Below are 17,820 nucleotides of genomic sequence, written 5' to 3' on the forward strand. Positions count from 1 at the left end.
AAATTATGCTCACCCGCCTGCGCGAAATAGTCGAAAAGGTGGCCAGTGCTCCGCGTCTGAATGAAGCGCTGAATATTCTGGTTACCGACATCTGTCTTGCGATGGATACAGAGGTCTGTTCGGTTTACTTGGCCGATCACGATCGACGTTGTTATTACCTCATGGCGACCCGTGGACTGAAGAAACCGCGTGGTCGTACTGTCGCACTCGCGTTTGATGAAGGTATCGTTGGCCTGGTTGGCAGGCTGGCGGAACCTATCAACCTCGCCGATGCGCAAAAACATCCCAGCTTTAAATACATCCCTTCGGTAAAAGAAGAGCGCTTTCGTGCGTTCTTAGGCGTACCGATTATTCAGCGCCGTCAGCTGTTAGGTGTGCTGGTGGTCCAGCAGCGCGAATTGCGCCAGTACGATGAAAGTGAAGAGTCTTTCCTCGTCACGCTCGCCACGCAAATGGCGGCTATTCTTTCGCAGTCGCAGCTAAACGCACTGTTCGGCCAATACCGGCAAACGCGCATCCGCGCATTGCCCGCCGCCCCTGGCGTGGCAATAGCCGAAGGCTGGCAGGATGCGACGCTGCCGCTGATGGAGCAGGTCTATCAGGCTTCAACGCTGGATCCGGTGCTTGAGCGCGAGCGGCTCACCGGTGCGCTGGAAGAGGCGGCGAATGAATTCCGCCGCTACAGCAAACGCTTTACCGCCGGGGCGCAGAAAGAAACGGCGGCGATTTTTGATCTCTATTCACACTTGCTTTCCGATACTCGTCTGCGCCGTGAGCTGTTTGCGGAAGTGGATAATGGTTCGGTGGCCGAGTGGGCCGTTAAAACGATCATTGAAAAGTTTGCCGAACAGTTTGCCGCGCTGAGTGATAACTACCTCAAAGAGCGGGCCGGAGATTTACGCGCGCTGGGCCAGCGTCTACTGTTCCATCTTGACGACTCGATCCAGGGGCCGAATACCTGGCCGGAACGCTTTGTGCTGGTGGCGGATGAACTTTCCGCCACCACGCTGGCGGAACTTCCTCAGGACCGCTTAGTCGGTGTGGTTGTCCGGGACGGCGCGGCCAACTCTCATGCGGCTATTATGGTTCGTGCACTGGGTATCCCTACCGTCATGGGAGCCGATATCCAGCCGTCGGTGTTACATCGCCGTACGCTGGTAGTGGACGGTTATCGCGGTGAACTGCTGGTCGATCCAGAGCCGGTATTGATCCAGGAATACCAGCGTCTTATCAGTGAAGAAATTGAGCTGAGCCGCCTGGCGGAAGATGACGTCAACCAGCCAGCACAGTTGAAAAGCGGCGAGCGTGTGAAGGTGATGCTCAATGCGGGCCTCAGCCCGGAGCATGAAGAGAAGCTGGGGAGCCGGATCGACGGCATTGGCCTGTATCGCACCGAAATCCCGTTCATGCTGCAAAGCGGTTTTCCTTCGGAAGAAGAACAGGTTGCGCAGTATCAGGGCATGCTGCAAATGTTTAACGACAAGCCGGTGACCCTACGTACGCTGGATGTCGGCGCCGATAAACAACTGCCCTACATGCCGATCAGTGAAGAGAACCCGTGCCTTGGCTGGCGTGGGATCCGCATAACGCTCGATCAGCCGGAGATCTTTTTGATCCAGGTTCGGGCCATGCTGCGTGCCAACGCGGCAACCGGCAACCTGAGCATTTTGCTGCCGATGGTCACCAGCATTGATGAAGTGGACGAAGCGCGACGTTTGATTGAACGCGCCGGACGCGAAGTGGAAGAGATGATCGGCTACGCGATCCCAAAACCGCGCATTGGCATCATGCTGGAAGTTCCGTCGATGGTGTTTATGCTGCCGCATCTGATAAACCGGATAGACTTTATCTCGGTCGGAACCAACGATCTCACCCAGTACATTTTGGCTGTCGATCGTAACAATACGCGGGTGGCCAGCATTTATGACAGCCTGCATCCGGGTATGTTACGTGTGCTGGCGATGATTGCGCAGGAAGCCGAAAGAAGCGGTATCGATTTGCGATTGTGCGGTGAAATGGCGGGCGACCCGATGTGCGTGGCCATTCTGATCGGCCTGGGTTTTCGCCATTTGTCGATGAACGGTCGTTCCGTGGCTCGCGTTAAATATCTGCTGCGCCATATCGATTTTGATGAGGCGCAAACGCTGGCGCAACGCAGCCTGGAAGCGCAGATGGCGACAGAAGTACGCCATCAGGTGGCGGCTTTTATGGAACGCCGTGGCATGGGGGGACTGATTCGCGGGGGATTGTGAATCGAGGGCTGGTAACAGTAGGTATACATATCTTTTAACTGTAATCGGCATCCGCTGCGATCCCCATGTGCTATCATTCGCACCTTTGGAGCGCCTGCATTATGCAGGCGCGCTTATCAATTGCTGTCTGACTTCAGCGAAATAACAAGAACTTGTGGTGACAGATGACCAGTAGCTATCTGCATTTTCCGGATTTCGATCCGGTCATTTTCTCAATCGGACCCGTCGCGCTTCACTGGTACGGCTTAATGTATTTGGTGGGGTTTATTTTTGCGATGTGGCTGGCGACGCGCCGTGCTAATCGTCCGGGCAGTGGCTGGACCAAAAATGAAGTAGAAAATCTACTGTATGCGGGCTTCCTCGGGGTTTTCCTTGGAGGGCGTATTGGTTACGTACTGTTCTATAACTTCCCGTTATTCCTCGATAACCCGCTGTATCTGTTCCGCGTTTGGGACGGCGGGATGTCCTTCCACGGTGGGCTTATTGGTGTGATCCTGGTGATGATTATCTTCGCCAAACGCACCAAGCGTTCGTTCTTCCAGGTTTCTGATTTCATTGCCCCGCTGATTCCGTTTGGTCTGGGGGCAGGGCGTTTGGGCAACTTTATCAACGGTGAGCTGTGGGGACGCGTTGATCCGAATTTCAAGTACGCCATGCTGTTCCCGGGCTCCCGTACCGAAGACATTTTACTGCTGCAAACTAACCCGCAATGGCAGTCTATTTTTGATACCTACGGCTCGCTGCCGCGCCATGCCTCACAGCTTTATGAGATGGCGCTGGAAGGCGTTGTGTTGTTTATCATTCTTAATCTGTACATTCGTAAACCGCGCCCGATGGGTTCGGTATCCGGTCTGTTCCTGATTGGTTATGGCGCGTTTCGTATTATCGTTGAATTCTTCCGCCAGCCGGATGCGCAGTTTACCGGCACCTGGGTACAGTACATCAGCATGGGACAGATCCTCTCAATCCCGATGATTGTCGCAGGCATTATTATGATGGTTTGGGCGTACCGCCGCAGCCCACAGCAACACGTTTCCTGAGGAACCATGAAACAGTATTTAGAACTGATGCAAAAAGTGCTGGATGAAGGCACACAGAAAAACGACCGTACCGGAACCGGAACGCTTTCCATTTTTGGTCATCAGATGCGTTTTAATCTGCAGGAAGGGTTCCCGCTGGTTACGACTAAACGCTGTCATTTACGCTCGATCATTCATGAACTGCTGTGGTTTTTGCAGGGCGACACCAACGTTGCCTACCTGCATGAAAACAACGTCTCAATCTGGGACGAATGGGCGGATGAAAACGGTAATCTGGGGCCGGTTTATGGCAAACAGTGGCGTGCGTGGCCTACGCCAGATGGTCGCCATATTGACCAGATCACCACGGTGTTAAACCAGCTCAAAAATGACCCGGACTCTCGCCGAATTATCGTTTCTGCATGGAACGTCGGTGAGCTGGATAAAATGGCACTGGCGCCGTGCCACGCGTTCTTCCAGTTTTACGTGGCGGATGGCAAGCTCTCCTGCCAGTTGTATCAGCGTTCGTGCGATGTGTTCCTCGGTTTGCCGTTTAACATTGCCAGCTACGCCTTGCTGGTACACATGATGGCGCAGCAGTGCGATCTGGAAGTGGGTGATTTTGTCTGGACCGGCGGCGACACGCACCTGTACAGCAACCATATGGATCAAACGCATCTGCAGCTTAGCCGCGAACCGCGCGCGCTGCCGAAGCTGGTCATCAAACGTAAGCCTGAATCTATCTTTGACTATCGCTTCGAAGATTTCGAAATTGAAGGCTACGATCCGCATCCTGGTATTAAAGCGCCAGTGGCTATCTAATCGGCTTCATGCTGTCACAACCGACGCCCGTGCGCGTCGGTTTTTTTTGTCTCAAATCGCGTTCTTCGGCGTGGGTTCCTGAAATATTGCAACGACCTGCAACGCGACAAATATTCCTCGTAGCTCGCCGTAGAAACCGAATTTCCCGCTCGTTATTCATTTTCCTCACGCCATACTGGCGGCATGAAAAAACAACACGGCTACACGCTTATCGAAACCCTGATTGCGATGCTGATCGTCGCGGCGCTTGGCGCCTCGGGGCTGTATGGTTGGCAGCGCTGGCAACAGCAACAGCGGCTATGGCAAACCGCCATTCAGGTGCGAGATTACCTGCTGCAACTGCGTGAAGATGCTAACTGGCGTAACCGCGATCACGTCATCAGCGTGATTCGGGATGGCACATCCTGGTGTTTTGTCAGCTCTGCTGCTGTGCAAACCACGTGTCTACCCGTTTCGCCCTTGGTTTTTACACCGCCCTGGGACGATGTCGAAATGGCAGAGATAACGCCTTCACTGGCCTTTTTTGGTCTGCGCAATACGGCATGGGCTGGACATATTCGCCTGAAAAATACGACAGGGGAATGGCGCGTGGTGGTGTCAGGCTGGGGGCGAATCAGGCTTTGCGAGAAAGATGAGGCCAGGTTATGTCAGTAAATGAACGGGGCTTTTCACTCCTTGAGGTGCTGATTGCTATGGCGATTAGCAGCGTTTTATTGCTTAGCTCAGCGCGATTTTTACCCGCGCTGCAGCGAGAGATCCTGCGCAACACGCGCCAGTTAGCGCTTGAAGATGAAATATGGCAGCGGGTATACACCGTGGCGAAGCATCTTCAGCGGGCAGGGTACTGCCGCGGAAACTGTGTCGGAGAAGGGCTGGAGATATCGGCTAAGGGCGACTGTGTCATTGCGCGCTGGGATGCCAATAGCAACGGCATTTGGGAGAGCAGTCCCGCGAAAGAGGCCGATACGATTGGATTTCGTTTACAGGACAAGGTACTGGAGACCCTGCGGGGAGTAACGGACTGCAATGGAAAAGGGTGGGAGAAAATGACCGATCCAGCCACGATACAGATTGAGGCATTTCAGGTCGAACGTCTGAATATCAGCGGATATTCCCCGCTCCTTACGCTGCGTTTGCGCGGAGTGAACAATGCCGAACCACAAAAGGTTATTGAAGCAGTCTACAGCGTGACAGGATTCAACCTGTGAACCGTGAGCGGGGCGTTTCATCTTTAGCGATGGTCTTGTTGCTACTGGTGCTCGGTAGCCTTCTGCTGCAAGGCGTTAGCAGGCAGGAGTCCCGTTTTGCTTCGCGAGTGGTCACGCAAAGTCAGGCTCTGCAGCGCCAGGCGGTGGTGCAATCCGCGATGGAATGGGGGCGTATGCAGCCCTGGCGCTTACAACTCGCCGTACAGTGTCGGCGTTATACCACGCAGGATGCCGCGGTTTGCCTGCGACTGCTTACTAATAATTTCGTGCTGCTAATAGTCCATTATGAAGGGGTATCGTTATGGCGGCAGGGGGCGATTATTGATGACAATATCGAATATTCGGTGCATGGCTGGAGCGATTTTTGTCCGCTAAAGGAGCAGGCGCTATGTCAGATCCCCTGAACAGACAGCGTGGCTTTAGCCTGCCGGAAGTGATGCTGGCAATGGTGCTGATGATCATGATTGTGACCGCGCTGTCAGGATACCAGCGGGCGCTGATGAACAGCTTTATCATCAGAAACCAGTATCAGCAACTCTGGCGTCACGCCTGGCAGCAAACCCAGCTGTATCCGTTTTCATCGCCTTTGAACTGGCAGGTTAACCGAATGCAGACAACGAGCGCGGGATGTGTCAGCATCAACGTTAAAATTTCTTCACCCTTGGGCAGGCAGGGTCAGATGACGCGTCTGCATTGCCCGAATCGTCAGTAGTCAGGAGTCGCTATGTTAAGGGTCTACCACTCCAATCGTCTGGATGTGCTGGAAGCGTTAATGGAATTTATCGTTGAGCGCGAGCGGCTGGACGACCCCTTTGAACCTGAGATGATCCTGGTTCAAAGTACCGGTATGGCGCAGTGGCTACAAATGACCCTTGCACAGAAGTTTAGTATTGCCGCCAACATTGATTTTCCGCTGCCCGCGAGTTTTATCTGGGATATGTTTGTGCGCGTGCTGCCGGATATCCCGAAAGAGAGCGCGTTCAGCAAACAGAGCATGAGCTGGAAGTTGATGACGCTGTTGCCGCAATTGCTGGATGGCGATGACTTCGCATTGCTGCGCCACTATCTGACGGACGACACCGATAAACGTAAGCTGTTTCAGCTTTCCTCGCGCGCGGCTGACCTCTTCGACCAGTATTTAGTCTATCGCCCTGAGTGGTTGACCCAGTGGGAAGCTGGGCGACAGGTTGAGGGACTCGGTGAGTCTCAGGCCTGGCAGGCGCCGTTGTGGAAAGCGCTGGTGGAACACACCGAGGAATTGGGCCAGCCGCGCTGGCATCGCGCCAATTTATACCAACGATTTATTCAGTCTCTGGAAAGCGCGTCCGAGTGCCCGCAGGGACTGCCTTCTCGCGTCTTTATTTGCGGCATTTCGGCGCTGCCGCCGGTTTATTTGCAGGCATTGCAGGCGCTGGGCAAGCACATTGATATTCATCTGCTGTTTACCAACCCTTGTCGCTACTACTGGGGAGATATAAAAGATCCCGCCTGGCTGGCGAAGCTGATGGCGCGTCAGCGTCGGCACAGCTTTGAAGAACGCCATCTACCGCTGTTTCGCGATAGTCAGAAAGCCGAAGGGGTGTTTAACAGCGATGGTGAACAGGATGTGGGCAACCCGATGCTGGCCTCGTGGGGCAAACTGGGGCGCGATTACATTTATCTGCTTTCAGAACTGGAAAATAGTCAGGAGCTGGATGCGTTTGTCGATATTACGCCTGACAATCTTTTGCATAATATTCAATCGGATATTCTGGAACTTGAAAGTCATGCCGTGGCGGGCGTTACGCTGGAAGAGTATTCGCGTAGCGATAATAAACGACGGCTTGAGCTGAACGACACCAGCGTGACTTTCCATGTTTGTCATAGCCCACAGCGCGAGGTAGAAATTCTTCATGACCGCCTGCTGGCAATGCTGGAAGCGGATCCCACGCTGACGCCGCGCGATATTATTGTGATGGTGGCGGATATCGACAGCTACAGCCCGTTTATTCAGTCGGTCTTTGGCAGCGCACCAGCTGAGCGTTACTTACCTTATGCGATTTCCGACCGTCGGGCGCGCCAGTCTCATCCCGTCTTACAGGCCTTTATTAGCCTGATGTCGCTGCCGGATAGCCGTTTTGTCTCAGAGGATGTGCTGGCATTACTGGATGTGCCCGTGCTGGCGGCGCGTTTCAATATCGATGAAGAAGGGCTGCGCTATCTTCGTTTATGGGTCAATGAATCCGGGATTCGCTGGGGAATTGACGACGATAACGTGCGTGAACTGGAACTTCCGCCTACAGGTCAGCATACCTGGCAATTTGGTTTAACCCGCATGCTGCTCGGCTACGCGATGGAAAGCGCGCAGGGCGAGTGGCAATCGGTATTGCCATACGATGAGTCCAACGGTTTGATTGCCGAGTTGGTAGGGCATCTGGCCTCGTTGCTGATGCAGCTCAATCTCTGGCGTAGAGGGTTAGCGCAGGAGCGCCCGTTGGAAGAGTGGCTGCCCGTTTGTCGGGACATGCTTAATGATTTCTTCCTGCCGGATGCAGATACCGAAGCGGCGATGACGCTGATTGAACAGCAGTGGCAGGCCATTATCACTGAAGGTCTGGGGGCTGAGTATGGTGATGCCATACCGCTCTCTCTATTGCGTGATGAGCTGGCCCAGCGTCTTGACCAGGAGCGCATTAGCCAGCGCTTCCTGGCGGGGCCAGTTAACATTTGTACGCTGATGCCGATGCGCTCTATTCCTTTCAAGGTGGTGTGCCTGCTGGGTATGAACGATGGCGTTTATCCGCGTCAGCTTGCACCGTTGGGCTTTGATTTGATGAGTCAAAAACCGATGAGGGGCGATCGCAGCCGTCGCGATGATGACCGCTACCTGTTTCTTGAAGCATTGATTTCAGCACAGCAAACGCTCTACATCAGCTACATTGGCCGCTCCATTCAGGACAACAGCGAGCGCTTCCCGTCGGTGCTGGTGCAGGAACTGATGGACTACATCGGGCAAAGCCACTATCTGCCGGGCGATGAATCATTGACCTGCGATCAAAGCGAAGCACGGGTAAAAGCACACATTACCCGTTTGCATACCCGTATGCCCTTTGATGCACAAAACTATCTGCCGGGCGAACAGCAAAGCTATGCCCGGGAATGGCTGCCTGCGGCGAGCCTGTCAGGAAAAGCGCACACGGATTTTGTCCAGACGCTTCCCTTTGAGATGCCTGAAACGCTGACGCTGGAAACGCTGCAGCGATTTTGGGCTCATCCGGTAAGGGCTTTTTTCCAGATGCGGCTGAGGGTCAACTTCCGCTCTGAAGAAAGTGAGATCCCGGAAACGGAACCGTTCACTCTTGAAGGATTAACCCGCTATCAGCTTAATCAGCAATTGCTTAACACGCTGGTTGAAGAGAAGGATGCTGAACAACTGTTTCGCCGTTTTCGTGCGGCGGGCACGCTTCCCTATGGGCCATTTGGCGAAATTCTGTGGGATACGCAGCGTCAGGAGATGCAGTCGCTGGCTGAACGCATTATCGCCTGTCGTCAGCCCTGCCAGAGTATGGAAATCGATCTTAACTGTAACGGCGTGCAAATCACCGGTTGGCTGCCACAGGTGCAAGAGGACGGTTTGTTGCGCTGGCGCCCATCTTTGATAAGCATTGCGCAGGGTGTGCAACTTTGGCTGGAACATCTTGTCTATTGTGCCAGTGGCGGTACGGGAGAGAGCCGGTTGTTCCTGCGTAAAGACGGGGAATGGCGTTTTCCGCCACTGGATGCAGAGCAGGCACTGCTGTACCTGTCGCAGCTCATTGACGGGTATCGGGAAGGCATGTCGTCACCATTGCTGGTATTGCCCGAAAGCGGCGGCGCCTGGATAAAAACCTGTTATGACGCCGTAAATGATGCCATGTTAGATGACGATGCAACGTTGCAAAAAGCGCGCAGTAAGTTTCTGCAGGCCTATGAAGGTAACATGATGGTACGGGGTGAAGGTGATGATATCTGGTATCAGCGCCTTTGGCGTCAGCTGGATGCGGCTACGCTGGAGACCATTGTTTTACAGTCTCAGCGCTACCTGTTACCGATTTTTCGCTTTAATTAGTCATGATGATTGTATAAAAATTGCGCAGTTCGATGGCTTCCACTATGATGCGCATTCTGTCACGGACTGATTCTTACAAAGAGAGGATGCTGGCTCGTTCAGCACATAGTCTTGCCCTGTTCAGACCACGTATTTATGCGTGCTTTGCTGTGAACAGGTGAATACGTTAATGATGAGGTTTGTGAATGCCCCGCAGCACCTGGTTCAGCGCATTACTGTTGTTCGTCGCCCTTTGGGTTCCCGTAAGTCAGGCAGATACCGGTTGGCAGCCTTTAGCTGAAACCATCCGTAAAAGCGATAAAGACACCCGCCAGTATCAGGCCGTGCGCCTTGATAACGGCATGGTCGTGTTGCTGGTATCCGATCCTCAGGCCGTGAAATCCCTTTCTGCACTGGTGGTTCCCGTGGGCTCGCTGGAAGATCCGGACGAGCATCAGGGGCTGGCGCATTATCTCGAACACATGTGTCTGATGGGCTCGAAAAAATACCCGCAGCCGGACAGTCTGGCTGAATTCCTGAAAATGCACGGCGGCAGCCACAATGCCAGCACCGCGCCTTACCGTACGGCCTTCTATCTTGAAGTCGAAAACGACGCGTTGGTGGGGGCGGTGGATCGCCTGGCAGACGCTATTGCCGATCCGTTGCTGGATAAAAAATATGCCGATCGTGAGCGTAACGCGGTTAACTCCGAGCTGACGCTGGCGCGCACCCGAGACGGGATGCGTATGGCGCAGGTGAGTGCTGAGACCATCAACCCGGCGCACCCTGGCTCGCGTTTCTCCGGCGGAAATCTCGAGACATTAAGCGATAAACCGGGAAACCCGGTGGTGCAGGCATTACAAAAATTTCATGAAAAGTACTACTCCGCGAACCTGATGAAGGCGGTGATTTATAGCAATAAGCCCCTGCCAGAGCTGGCGCGGATAGCTGCTGACACCTTTGGACGCGTACCGAACAGAAATATCGCAAAGCCTGAAATTACCGTACCGGTAGTCACCGACGCGCAAAAGGGCGTCATCATCCACTATGTTCCGGCAATGCCGCGTAAAGTACTGCGCGTCGAGTTTCGTATCGATAACAACAGCGCGCAGTTCCGCAGTAAAACCGATGAGCTGGTGACCTATCTGATTGGTAATCGTAGCCCTGGCACGTTGTCTGACTGGCTGCAAAAGCAGGGACTGGTTGAAGGTATTCGTGCGGATTCCGATCCGGTGGTCAATGGGAACAGCGGCGTGTTAGCCATTTCCGCGACGTTAACCGACAAAGGGCTGGCGAACCGCGATGAAGTTGTTGCGGCAATTTTCAGTTATCTCAATCTGTTACGCGATAAAGGCGTCGATAAACGCTATTTTGACGAACTGGCGCACGTACTGGATCTCGATTTCCGTTATCCCTCCATCACCCGTGATATGGACTACGTGGAATGGTTGGCTGATACCATGATCCGCGTTCCTGTCGAACATACGCTGGATGCGGTGAATATTGCCGACCAGTACGATGTGCAAGCCGTTGAGCAACGCCTGGCAATGATGACGCCACAGAATGCGCGTATCTGGTATATCAGTGCGAAAGAACCGCATAATAAAACCGCTTATTTTGTCGATGCGCCTTACCAGGTGGATAAAATCAGCGACAAAACCTTTGCCGACTGGCAGCAAAAAGCGCAGGGCATTGCGCTGTCGTTACCGGAGTTGAACCCCTACATTCCGGATGATTTCACGCTGATTAAAACGGATAAAAAATACGCTCACCCGGAACTGATTGTTGATGAGCCGGATCTACGCGTGGTGTATGCGCCGAGCCAGTATTTTGCCAGTGAGCCGAAGGCTGACGTCAGCGTGATCCTGCGTAACCCGAAGGCCATGGACAGCGCCCGCAACCAGGTATTATTCGCACTTAACGATTACCTGGCGGGGATTGCGCTCGATCAGTTAAGCAATCAGGCGTCGGTAGGTGGAATTGGTTTCTCTACCAACGCTAACAATGGGTTGATGCTTAACGCCAACGGCTACACCCAACGTCTGCCGCAGCTTTTTCAGGCTCTGCTGAGCGGCTATTTCAGCTACACCTCAACGGATGAACAACTGGAACAGGCGAAATCCTGGTATGCCCAGATGATGGATTCTGCAGAGAAGGGTAAAGCCTACGATCAGGCAATTATGCCAGTGCAGATGCTTTCTCAGGTGCCGTACTTCTCACGCGATGAGCGCCGTAAACTACTGCCTTCTATCACCCTGAAAGAGGTGATGACGTACCGCGACGCCTTAAAAACCGGTGCGCGGCCTGAATTCCTGGTAATAGGTAATATGAGCGCCGCTCAGGCGACGACCATGGCGCGGGATATCCAACAACAGCTTGGCGCTAACGGGTCACAGTGGTGTCGCAATAAAGATGTGGTTGTGGACAAGAAGCAGTCCGTCATCTTTGAAAAAGCAGGCAGTAGCACGGACTCCGCGCTGGCGGCGGTATTTGTGCCAACCGGATACGATGAATACGCCAGTTCAGCCTACAGCGCCATGTTAGGGCAGATTGTTCAGCCGTGGTTCTACAATCAACTGCGTACTGAAGAGCAGTTAGGCTACGCTGTATTTGCTTTCCCGATGAGTATCGGCCGTCAGTGGGGAATGGGGTTCCTGCTGCAAAGCAATGATAATCAGCCGTCTTATCTTTGGGAGCGTTATAAAGCGTTCTTCCCGACGGCGGAAGCGAAGCTGCGGGCGATGAAACCTGAAGAGTTTGCGCAAATTCAGCAGGCGATTATTGCGCAAATGCTGCAGGCGCCGCAAACGCTGGGGGAAGAAGCCTCACAGTTAAGCAAAGATTTTGATCGCGGCAATATGCGCTTCGATTCACGTGATAAAATAGTGGCTCAGATTAAACTGCTGACGCCGCAAAAACTTGCCGACTTCTTCCATCAGGCGGTGGTTGAGCCGCAAGGCATGGCGATACTGTCACAGGTTTCCGGCAGTCAGAACGGGAAAGCAGAATATGTGCACCCGGAAGGCTGGAAAGTGTGGCAGACAGTCAGCGCGTTGCAGCAAACCTTACCCCTGATGAGTGATAAGAATGAATGATGCCGCTGAGTCCCTTGATCCACTGCGCTTGCCCCTGACGGGCGAGCGCCTGATTGAAGCCTCTGCGGGCACCGGTAAAACCTTTACCATCGCCGCCCTGTATTTACGTTTACTGCTTGGACTGGGCGGCTCTGCCGCCTTTCCTCGTCCTCTGACCGTTGAAGAACTGCTCGTGGTCACCTTCACCGAGGCAGCCACCGAAGAGTTGCGCGGTCGAATTCGTAGCAACATTCATGAACTGCGAATTGCCTGCCTGCGTGAAAAGACCGACAACCCGCTATATGCCCGTTTGTTAGATGAAATCGCCGATAAAAAACAGGCCGCTCACTGGCTGCTATTGGCTGAAAGACAGATGGATGAAGCGGCGGTGTTTACCATCCACGGCTTTTGTCAGCGTATGCTCAGTCTCAACGCCTTTGAATCAGGCATGCTGTTCGAACAGCAACTGATAGAAGATGAATCGCTGCTGCGCTATCAGGCCTGTGCGGACTTCTGGCGTCGGCACTGCTATCCGCTACCCCGCGACATTGCGCAGGTGATTTTTGAAACGTGGAAAGGACCGCAGGCTCTGCTGAGAGACATCGATCGCTATCTGCAGGGGGAAGCGCCGGTCATCAAGGCTCCGCCGTCTGATGACGAAACGCTGGCTTCCCGGCACGAACAAATTCTCACGCGCATTAACCAGATCAAGCAGCAATGGCGTGATTCCGTTGATGAGCTGGATGGCCTGCTGGAAGCCTCCGGGATCGACCGGCGTAAATTTAATCGTGGTAACCAGGGCAAGTGGATCGAAAAGATCAGCGCATGGGCGCAAGAAGAAACCCAAAGTTATCAGCTTCCTGACGCGCTGGAGAAATTCTCACAGCGTTTTCTGGAAGAGCGCACTAAAGCGGGCGGAATACCCCCTCAGCACCCGCTGTTTGTCGCTATTGATGAACTGCTTAGCGAACCGTTAACTCTCCGCGATCTGGTGATCACCCGGGCGCTGGCGGAGATCCGTTCAGCGGTTGCCGAGGAGAAACGACGCCGCGGTGAGCTAGGCTTTGACGATATGCTCAGCCGTCTGGATGTGGCGTTGCGCAGTGAAAGCGGCGATGCCCTGGCGACGGCTATCCGTACCCGTTTTCCGGTCGCGATGATCGATGAATTTCAGGATACCGATCCGCAGCAGTACCGTATTTTTCGCCGGATCTGGCAGCATCAGCCGGATACCGCACTGCTGCTGATTGGCGACCCAAAACAGGCGATTTACGCGTTTCGCGGCGCGGATATCTTCACCTATATGAAGGCGCGCAGCGAGGTCAGCGCACACTATACGCTCGATACCAACTGGCGTTCGGCCCCCGGCATGGTCAATAGCGTAAATACGCTTTTCAGCCAGATGGATGACGCCTTTATGTTCCGCGAAATCCCCTTTAGCCCGGTAAAATTTGCAGAAAAAAACCAGTCGTTTCGGTTTGTTTTACACGGTGAGACACAGCCAGCCATGAGCATGTGGCTGATGGAAGGGGAAAGCTGCGGCGTAGGCGATTATCAGAACTACATGGCCCAGGTGTGCGCCACGCAAATTCGCGACTGGCTTAAGGCCGGGCAGTCTGGCGCTGCGCAACTGGTCAGTGGTAAAACATCCAGTCCGGTACGCGCGTCGGATATCAGCGTACTGGTTCGTAGCCGCCAGGAGGCGGCACTGGTCCGTGATGCGCTGACGCAGCTGGCAATTCCCTCCGTCTACCTTTCCAACCGTGACAGCGTATTTGAAACGCTGGAAGCGCGGGAGTTGCTGTGGGTGCTGCAGGCGGTGATGACGCCGGAGCGTGAGAACACGCTGCGTAGCGCGCTGGCGACCTCAATGATGGGGCTGAATGCGCAGGATCTTGAAGCGTTAAATAACGACGAAAATGCCTGGGATGCGGTGGTCGAAGAGTTTGATGGCTATCGTCAGATCTGGCATAAACGCGGCGTGATGCCGATGCTGCGCGCGCTGATGACAACCCGCCAGATTGCGGAAAACCTGCTGGCGACGGCGGGGGGCGAACGCCGCCTGACCGATATTTTACATATCAGCGAACTGTTGCAGGAAGCAGGCTCGCAGCTGGAAAGCGAGCATGCGCTGGTGCGCTGGCTGTCCCAGCATATTCTTGAACCCGACAGCAACGCGTCCAGCCAGCAACTCAGGCTGGAAAGCGACAAGCATCTGGTCAAAATCGTCACTATCCATAAATCTAAAGGGCTGGAGTATCCGCTGGTCTGGCTGCCGTTTATCACGAATTTCCGCGTCCAGGATCAGGCTTTCTACCACGATCGCAGCTCTTTTGAAGCCGTGCTGGATCTCAGCGATGCCGAGGAGAGCGTTGAGCTAGCTGAAGCGGAACGTCTGGCGGAAGACCTGCGTTTGCTCTATGTCGCGCTAACCCGTTCGGTATGGCACTGCAGCCTTGGCGTGGCGCCGTTGGTGCGACGTCGGGGCGATAAAAAAGGGGATACCGATGTGCATCACAGCGCCCTTGGTCGCCTGTTGCAAAAAGGTGAGCCGATGGATGCCGCGGGTCTGCGTAGTGCGATTGAAGCGTTGTGCAGTGATGATATTGCCTGCCAGACGCCTGCGCAGCCTGACGGTGAACGCTGGCAAGTTGCGCAAGCTGTTAGCTGCGAACTGAGTGCGAAAATACTGCAGCGTACGCCCGGCGATAGCTGGCGCGTGACCAGTTATTCCGGTCTGCAGCAGCGTGGGCATGGAATCGCGCAGGATCTGATCCCGCGACTGGATATTGATGCCGCAGGCGTTGGTGAGGTTATTGAAGAGTCAGGGCTTACTCCGCATCAGTTCCCGCGCGGCGCTTCGCCAGGTACATTCTTGCATAGCCTGTTTGAAGATCTCGACTTTACTCAACCGGTAGATCCGCGTTGGGTCGAGGAAAAACTGGCGTTGGGCGGTTATGACGCGCACTGGACGCCGGTTTTGACCGAATGGCTGGATGCCATTTTGCAGGCGCCTCTCAACGAGACGGGCGTGAGTTTGAGCCATCTTTCCGCGCGTGAAAAACAGGTGGAGATGGAGTTTTACCTGCCGATTTCGCAGCCGCTGATGGCCAGCCAACTTGATGCGTTAATTCGCCAATACGATCCGCTCTCCGCGGGGTGCCCTGCGTTGGAATTTATGCAGGTACGCGGCATGCTGAAAGGATTTATTGACCTGGTTTTCCGCCACAAGGGGCGTTATTACCTTCTCGATTACAAATCGAACTGGCTTGGGGAAGACAGCTCAGCGTATACGCAGCAGGCGATGGCCTCTGCCATGCAGGCGCATCGCTACGACCTGCAGTATCAACTTTATAGCCTGGCGCTGCATCGCTACTTGCGCCATCGCATTGCTGATTATGATTATGAACGCCATTTTGGCGGTGTTATCTATCTCTTCTTGCGTGGCATTGACAGTGAAAATCCGCAACAGGGAATTTACGCGACCCGACCTGACGGGGAGTTAATCGCCTTGATGGACGAGATGTTTGTCGGTGCGCCACTGGAGGAGATGTCATGACAATCCAGAAACGATTACTGGAAGCTGTGGAGCAAAAACAGCTCCGGCCTCTGGATGCCCAGTTTGCGCTGGCGGTTGCCGGAAATGATAACCCTGCCGTTGCGCTGGCGGCGGCGTTGCTTAGTCGTGAAGCAGGTGAAGGGCACGTCTGCTTACCACTTTCACGGTTATCCCTGAGCGAGGATGCCCATCCCCTTTTAAGCGCCTGGCTCGCTGAAGTGGGGGAGCCAGAAGACTGGACGGAATGTTTGCTGGCCTCCGGGGCGGTAAGCCGTGGTGAGCAACCCACGCCGCTGGTGCTGCACGGCGATCGCTTGTATCTGAACCGGATGTGGCATAACGAACGGGCAGTGGCTCGCTTTTTCAGTGAAGTTAACCACGCCATTGAGGTGGATGAACAACGGCTTACCCACACGCTGGCGGCGTTGTTTCCACCAGCGGAAGGTGTTAACTGGCAAAAAGTGGCCGCTGCGGTGGCGTTGACCCGTCGTATATCGGTGATCTCCGGCGGGCCGGGGACCGGAAAAACGACAACAGTTGCGAGGCTTCTGGCGGCGTTGATTCAGATGACTGAGGGGGAACGCTGCCGTATTCGCCTGGCGGCTCCTACTGGAAAGGCGGCAGCGCGCCTGACTGCCTCGCTGGGCGCAGCGCTACGAGAACTGCCGTTAACCGAAGAGCAAAAGAAACGCATTCCCGATGACGCCAGTACGTTGCATCGATTATTAGGCGCTCAGCCAGGCAGTCAGCGCCTGCGTCATCATGCGGGAAACCCGCTGCATCTGGATGTGCTGGTGGTGGATGAAGCCTCGATGATTGATTTGCCGATGATGTCGCGCCTTATCGATGCGCTGCCGCCGCACGGGCGGGTGATTTTTCTTGGCGATCGTGACCAGCTCGCTTCCGTCGAAGCGGGGGCGGTGCTGGGGGATATCTGTGCTTTCGTCGGTAACGGGTTTACCCCGGAACGCGCCCGCCAGCTCAGTCGTCTGACCGGAAGCGCTATTCCGGCAGGTCCGGGAACTCAGGCCGCCGCTTTGCGCGACAGTTTGTGTCTGCTGCAAAAGAGTTACCGTTTCGGTAGCGATTCCGGAATCGGTCAGTTGGCTGCTGCGATTAATCGTGGTGACAAAGCCGCGCTCAAAACGGTCTTCCAGCAGGGGTTTAGCGACATCGAAAAACGCACGCTACATAGCAGCGAAGATTACGCCGCGATGTTGGATGAGGCGCTGGCGGGTTATGGGCACTATCTGGATTTACTGCGAGAGGGCGCTGAGCCGGATGCTGTCATTCAGGCCTTCAATGAGTATCAGCTGTTGTGTGCCCTGCGTGAAGGTCCGTTTGGCGTGGGTGGTTTGAATGAACGCCTTGAGCAGGTGATGGCGCAAAAACGTAAAATTCATCGTTCAACGCATAGCCGCTGGTATGAGGGAAGACCGGTGATGATCGCGCGCAATGACAGTTCGCTGGGATTATTTAACGGTGATATCGGCATTGCCCTCGATCGTGGACAGGGCCTGAGGGTGTGGTTTGTGCTGCCGGACGGTTCTATCAAATCAGTCCAGCCCAGTCGCTTACCTGAACATGAAACCACTTGGGCGATGACCGTGCACAAATCGCAGGGATCTGAGTTTGACCATGCGGCGTTGATTTTACCCAGCCAGCATTCACCCGTGGTTACCCGCGAGCTGGTCTATACCGCCGTCACCCGCGCGCGCCGGCGTCTGTCACTGTATGCCGATGAGCGGATATTAAGTAACGCCATTGCCACCCGCACCGAACGTCGCAGCGGATTGGCGGCGTTGTTTAATCAATAAAAT

The 17,820-nt window shown here is 54.5% G+C and carries 11 protein-coding genes; all 11 read left to right on the plus strand.

Annotated features, from left to right (window positions below; genetic code table 11):
- Positions 1–5: 5 nt before the first annotated feature.
- The 11 genes from ptsP to recD all read left to right on the plus strand — a co-directional run bounded on the left by ptsP (position 6) and on the right by recD (position 17,817).
- Positions 6–2,252 carry a phosphoenolpyruvate--protein phosphotransferase gene (gene ptsP, locus HV311_RS04495; RefSeq protein ID WP_016157379.1) on the plus strand — a complete coding sequence of 749 codons (2,247 nt, stop codon included), beginning with the start codon at positions 6–8 and terminating at the stop codon, positions 2,250–2,252.
- Positions 2,253–2,416: 164 nt separating this feature from the next.
- Positions 2,417–3,292 (plus strand): prolipoprotein diacylglyceryl transferase, encoded by an 876-nt coding sequence (gene lgt, locus HV311_RS04500; RefSeq protein WP_003825606.1) that lies wholly within the window; start codon positions 2,417–2,419, stop codon positions 3,290–3,292.
- A gap of 6 nt (positions 3,293–3,298) precedes the next feature.
- On the plus strand, positions 3,299–4,093 hold the full coding sequence (gene thyA / locus HV311_RS04505) for a thymidylate synthase (RefSeq protein WP_003033990.1): 795 nt from the start codon (positions 3,299–3,301) through the stop codon (positions 4,091–4,093).
- Between the two features lie 183 nt (positions 4,094–4,276).
- Positions 4,277–4,747, plus strand: a complete 471-nt coding sequence (locus tag HV311_RS04510) for a prepilin peptidase-dependent protein (protein ID WP_047359083.1) — start codon at positions 4,277–4,279, stop codon at positions 4,745–4,747.
- Entirely contained in the window at positions 4,738–5,301 is a 564-nt protein-coding gene (locus tag HV311_RS04515; RefSeq protein ID WP_016154273.1) for a prepilin peptidase-dependent protein, read from the plus strand. Before HV311_RS04510 ends, HV311_RS04515 begins: the two co-directional genes overlap by 10 nt.
- Complete coding sequence (locus HV311_RS04520; RefSeq protein WP_016154272.1) at positions 5,298–5,705, plus strand: DUF2509 family protein; 408 nt, start codon at positions 5,298–5,300, stop codon at positions 5,703–5,705. The genes HV311_RS04515 and HV311_RS04520 overlap by 4 nt, the downstream gene beginning before the upstream one ends.
- Entirely contained in the window at positions 5,690–6,013 is a 324-nt protein-coding gene (locus tag HV311_RS04525; RefSeq protein WP_016154271.1) for a prepilin-type N-terminal cleavage/methylation domain-containing protein, read from the plus strand. Before HV311_RS04520 ends, HV311_RS04525 begins: the two co-directional genes overlap by 16 nt.
- A gap of 12 nt (positions 6,014–6,025) precedes the next feature.
- On the plus strand, positions 6,026–9,388 hold the full coding sequence (gene recC, locus HV311_RS04530; protein ID WP_191220762.1) for an exodeoxyribonuclease V subunit gamma: 3,363 nt from the start codon (positions 6,026–6,028) through the stop codon (positions 9,386–9,388).
- Positions 9,389–9,573: 185 nt separating this feature from the next.
- Complete coding sequence (gene ptrA / locus HV311_RS04535; protein ID WP_191220763.1) at positions 9,574–12,462, plus strand: pitrilysin; 2,889 nt, start codon at positions 9,574–9,576, stop codon at positions 12,460–12,462.
- Positions 12,455–16,000, plus strand: a complete 3,546-nt coding sequence (gene recB / locus HV311_RS04540) for an exodeoxyribonuclease V subunit beta (RefSeq protein WP_191220764.1) — start codon at positions 12,455–12,457, stop codon at positions 15,998–16,000. The genes ptrA and recB overlap by 8 nt, the downstream gene beginning before the upstream one ends.
- Positions 15,997–17,817, plus strand: a complete 1,821-nt coding sequence (recD, locus tag HV311_RS04545; RefSeq protein ID WP_191220765.1) for an exodeoxyribonuclease V subunit alpha — start codon at positions 15,997–15,999, stop codon at positions 17,815–17,817. The genes recB and recD overlap by 4 nt, the downstream gene beginning before the upstream one ends.
- The last annotated feature ends 3 nt before the right edge of the window (positions 17,818–17,820 follow it).

This window comes from Citrobacter sp. RHBSTW-00881 (assembly GCF_013728515.1).
GTDB lineage: Bacteria > Pseudomonadota > Gammaproteobacteria > Enterobacterales > Enterobacteriaceae > Citrobacter > Citrobacter braakii.